The sequence below is a fragment of the Terrisporobacter sp. genome (assembly GCF_017888745.1).
Taxonomy (GTDB): Bacteria; Bacillota; Clostridia; order Peptostreptococcales; family Peptostreptococcaceae; genus Terrisporobacter.
The window spans coordinates 1-4,663 of the sequence record NZ_JAGHFM010000341.1 but is presented as its reverse complement, the minus strand read 5'-3'; the positions used below and the strand labels follow the sequence as shown (position 1 = coordinate 4,663).

7 protein-coding genes are annotated in these 4,663 nt (G+C 27.2%); 6 read left to right on the top strand and 1 reads right to left on the bottom strand.

Annotated elements, in window-relative coordinates; translation table 11 throughout:
- Nucleotides 1-553: 553 nt before the first annotated feature.
- From J7G74_RS15205 to J7G74_RS15185, 5 genes are all read left to right on the top strand, one after another.
- Nucleotides 554-754: a helix-turn-helix transcriptional regulator gene (locus J7G74_RS15205; RefSeq protein WP_297136883.1), complete on the top strand. Its 201-nt coding sequence runs from the start codon at nucleotides 554-556 to the stop codon at nucleotides 752-754.
- A gap of 4 nt (nucleotides 755-758) precedes the next feature.
- Nucleotides 759-1,085 carry a hypothetical protein gene (locus J7G74_RS15200; protein ID WP_297136881.1) on the top strand — a complete coding sequence of 109 codons (327 nt, stop codon included), beginning with the start codon at nucleotides 759-761 and terminating at the stop codon, nucleotides 1,083-1,085.
- Between the two features lie 43 nt (nucleotides 1,086-1,128).
- Nucleotides 1,129-1,314: a hypothetical protein gene (locus tag J7G74_RS15195; protein WP_297136879.1), complete on the top strand. Its 186-nt coding sequence runs from the start codon at nucleotides 1,129-1,131 to the stop codon at nucleotides 1,312-1,314.
- Between the two features lie 122 nt (nucleotides 1,315-1,436).
- Complete coding sequence (locus J7G74_RS15190) at nucleotides 1,437-1,946, top strand: AAA family ATPase (protein ID WP_297136878.1); 510 nt, start codon at nucleotides 1,437-1,439, stop codon at nucleotides 1,944-1,946.
- Between the two features lie 74 nt (nucleotides 1,947-2,020).
- Nucleotides 2,021-2,161: a hypothetical protein gene (locus J7G74_RS15185; protein ID WP_297136528.1), complete on the top strand. Its 141-nt coding sequence runs from the start codon at nucleotides 2,021-2,023 to the stop codon at nucleotides 2,159-2,161.
- An 89-nt stretch (nucleotides 2,162-2,250) separates the two neighbouring features.
- Here the strand turns inward: J7G74_RS15185 and J7G74_RS15180 are convergent, their stop codons facing one another.
- Entirely contained in the window at nucleotides 2,251-3,273 is a 1,023-nt protein-coding gene (locus J7G74_RS15180; protein WP_297136876.1) for a substrate-binding domain-containing protein, read from the bottom strand.
- Between the two features lie 262 nt (nucleotides 3,274-3,535).
- On the opposite strand from J7G74_RS15180, the gene J7G74_RS15175 reads away from it, so the two are divergent.
- On the top strand, nucleotides 3,536-4,663 hold a 1,128-nt coding region (locus J7G74_RS15175), incomplete at its 3' end, for an ABC transporter substrate-binding protein (RefSeq protein ID WP_297136875.1).

Below are 4,663 nucleotides of genomic sequence, written 5' to 3'. Positions count from 1 at the left end.
TGGTGATTTAATGGCTAGAAGTTTTACTATTTCTAAAAATAATATAGATGTTGCACAGATAAATAAATCTATGTTTAATTTTAAAGATAGCTATAAGATTGATATTTTTGAAGAAAAAGATGAACTTATATGCCTATCTTTATTAATAACTATTGATAATTCAATAAACAATTAAAATTTTTTTATAGAATAAATAAAAAGTACTAAAATTTACCTTTAGGAATTATAGTTATGTATTTCCAATAAAATTAAAGCCCTTAAAATTCATTTATTTGGATTCTAAGGGCTTTCTTACTATATATTTTTAGATAAGTTTTTAGAGAATAGTATTAACTTGTCATATATATACTAAACCATTTGTTTTGGTGTACATTTTGTTATTTATAAGTTTTAACATAATATAAATAAATAGGGCAGCTTGTATTTTTTATGAAAAATATAAGTTACCCTATAATATTAACAGAAAAAGTACTTTGTAATTGATAAAATGTAAATAAGTGATTACAATTTAAAATGTAAACAATAGATTACATTTTGTCAAGGAGGTAATACTTTGATACAGAATCGAATTAAAGTTTTGAGAGCTGAGCGTGATTGGACACAGGCTGACTTGGCTGAAAAGGTAGGAATTTCTCGTCAAGCTGTTATATCGATTGAGAAATATAAATATACACCATCTTTAGAATTAGCTTTCAAAATTGCACATGCTTTTGATGTTTCAATAAATAATGTTTTTGAATATAAGGAGGATTAGAGCAATGAATGAACAACATATTTTTTTACTTTTATTGATTCCAAGTGCTGGAATTACTATTTTTCTTCCTTTCTGGAAGTCAAAAAAAGAAATTGCTTATAAAAAAGACGAGCGTTGGCAGTTAATTCAGAACAAAGCTAATAATGTAGTAAATTATTTAAGCTATACCTTATTAGTATTATTTTTAGTTATTGGACAAATAATAACGATTAATTTTGATATTGAAATAACTTTTACATTGAATCGTCTTTGTACCTATGCGGTATGTTTCATTGGATTACGAAATGCGGTAGAACTATTTGCATTAAGATATTACGATAATCGAATATAACTTAGAGAATAAAATTGAGTTTAGATGCTATTATTTTGGAAATTTGTACAAAGCCTTAGGCAAACTATGGTGTGCATATGGTTTTTTTTTTATATTATTAGGAATACCATTATTAGTAGAACAAGACTCTCCACTTATAATAATTACAGCGGTAGGAGTTATTTTCGAACTTATTATAGTAATGGTTATCTATACATTAAAAATTGAAGGAAAATATAGAAATAAATAAGAATATATATGTCCAATTTGTAAAACAGTTTTTATAGATAATATTTAATATAGTACTAACTCCAGGGGTAGGAGCAATTGTTATAAATTAAGAATTGTATAGAAATGAAAAAGGGGTAAAACATGAATAAAAAATTAATTATAATAAATGGGGTAATGGGTGTAGGAAAGACCACTATAAGTAAAATGCTTTATAAAGAGCTTGAAAATTCATTTTGGCTAGATGGTGATAATTGCTGGATGATGAATCCATTTGTAGTCGATGATGAAAATAAAAACATGGTTTTAGATAATATTACTCATACTATTAATAACTTTATAAAAAATTCAAATAGTAGATATATTGTGTTTAATTGGGTAATACATACTGATGAAATAATGAATAATATTCTAAAAAAAATAAATACTTGCAATGTAGACGTATATAAAATTACCTTAACTTGTTCAAAAGAAACATTAATATCAAGGATAGAGGAAGATATTAAAAATGGATTAAGAGATGATAAGAATATAGAAAGAAGTTTAGAGAAACTATTGCTGTATGACGAAATGAATACAATAAAGATTGATACAACTAATAAGGATTTCCAAACTATTTTAAAAGAAATAAAAGATATTATATTCAACAGCTAAAAAGAATTTCTGTTGTATAATAGTTATATAATATGAATTAAATCTTTATATGTTGTAGAGGTGGGAATAAATAAATGAAATTTAATGATAAAAAAATAATAATGGGAATAGCATTAATTCTGTTAATTGGAGTTGTTGGAATTAAAGTTATAGGTTTTCAATATTCAGGTTTAGATAAAAAGGCAATACTTAAAACAGAAGATATTACAGAATAATATACTACCTAAAAACAAAACATCATATTAACCAAAAGGGACCATGATAGGTTTGCACAAAATCCATCCATAGTCCCTTTTTCACTACCCTACAAAGTAGAATCTCTCCTTACAATAGTAGGTTCTATAATAACATGTTTATCAGGCGGTAAATTAACCTTTTTCTTGTTGTGATTTATCTTAATTCTCTCATTCAGTATAGCCAGAGCATTCTCTGTAATAGCCTGAATATCCTGCCTGATTGAAGTTAATTGAATAAATGATTCGATTGCAGCAGGAGAATCATCAAAACCAATCACCTCATACTCATCTGGAATAGATCTATTATTTTTCACAAGAATCTTAATAAAATAATTAGCCAAAGTATCATTACTTAAAAATACTCCAATTTTCTTATTAGGATAATTACTTTCTATTTTCTTAAATATATTATTTAACTTATTGTTAGTATCATTTATATCACCGTTGAAATCTTCATAGAATACCATATATTCCATATTTTTATCTTTGCAAATATTATTAAAAGCCTTAATCCTATTAATAGCAGGAACTTCATCTGATAGAGGACTATTTATGTGTATCAATACATCACAATTGTTTTCAATAAGAGTATTTGTAGCCAAAGAAGCGCCCATATAATTATTTGTATTTACACTTGAAATATATTTTGACTCTCTTTCAATTCCCACAATTGGAATATTGTAATCCTTTAATTCTATAGAAGGTATACATGAACTAATCATAATTAATCCCTCAATTTGATAAGCTAATAATTCTTCAATATATTTTTTCTCTTCATCAATGTCCCCGTTGCTAGTAAAAACAATAAATTTATATCCATATTTAGTATAAGTATTAAGAATGCAATTAAGTAAATAAGAATAAAAATGTAAGTCTAACTTAGGAGCAATTATACCTATAAACTCTGTTTTTCCATTAGCTAGAATCTTAGCCACTTTATTTTCTTTGTAATTTAACTCCATAAGTGCTTTTTCTATTAGTAGGGTAGTTTCCTCAGTAAGACTTTCTGGAGAATTAAAAAATCTAGAAATTGTAGCTTTAGACAAATTCGTATGTTTAGCTATATCGCTATATGTAATATTTTTTTTCAAAATAGCACCTCTTTATTATGAATAATTCCTATGTAGTTTATCAAATAAAGAAGTCTTGTGCAACTTAAAGATTAAATTTTACATTAAATATATTTTTCTATTACACAAAAATAAAGATATAAAAAAAAAATTATAAAGTTGACTATATTGTAAATCCTATGATAGGATTATGTAGATTAATGAAACCGATTTCAAAACCGGTTACAAAACCGGTTACAAAACCGATTTTATCAAAATTATATTAAGGAGGAGTTCATTTAATATGGGGAAGAGAATTGGAAGTATTCTATTAATTTTCACATTAATAATAGGCTTAGTTGGATGTGACAAAAAAATAGAGACAGGTAGTATTAGTGGTTTTGATGACAATGAAGAGTATATTTCTATGTGGGTACATACCATAGAGAATACTACAGAAGGAGAAGCCTACAAAAAAAGTGTTGAGCTTTTTAATGAAAAATACGATGGTAAGTATTTTTTAGATATAGAATTTATTCCACGTAATGAAAGTGGAGGAGGATATTCAGATAAAATCAATGCAGGGGTTATGTCTGGAGACTTACCTGATATCATAACTGTTGATGGGCCAAATATCTCAGCATATGTATCTAATAATATAATACAACCTTTAGACGGGGTATCAGATAAAGACAAGTCTGTATATTTAGATTCAATAATAGAACAGGGGACAATAGATAATAAACTTTATGCACTAGGTGCAATGGAGTCCAGCGTTGGATTATATTATAACAAAGATATAATTGAAAAAGCAGGAATCGAGATTCCTAGTATCGATGACCCATGGACTTGGGATGAATTCTATGAAGTATGCGAGAAAGTAAAAAGTGTTATTCCAGATAAGGATTACCCAATTGATATGACTTTCCCTTCAGGAGAATCAACAATTTACTACTATGCTCCTTTTGTATGGTCAAATGGTGGTGATTTCGTAAGTGAAGATGGATTAACTGTTGATGGATATTTTAATTCAGAGAAAACTTATGAAACAGTTAATTATTTTAACAAATTACTAGATAATAATATGTTTTCAAAAACTAAAATAGATAACTTATTTGAACTTGGAAGATCAGCATTTAAATTTGATGGTGCATGGTTACCAAACAATATGAAAAATAGCTATCCAGATTTTAATTTAGGTATTGCACCTTATCCTGTGGGAAATGATTGGAATAAAGAAAGATACACACCAACAGGTTCATGGGCATACGCAGTGAGTAGTAGTTGTACTAATGTTAGTGCAGCGACAGAGGCTGTCAAATGGTTAAGTGGAGTTGAAAGTGGTGTTATTCTAAGTGAATTAACAGGAAATATGCCTTCCACATATGATGCTTATGATAGAGTGGCTCAGTTCAAGGATGAAGTATATTTA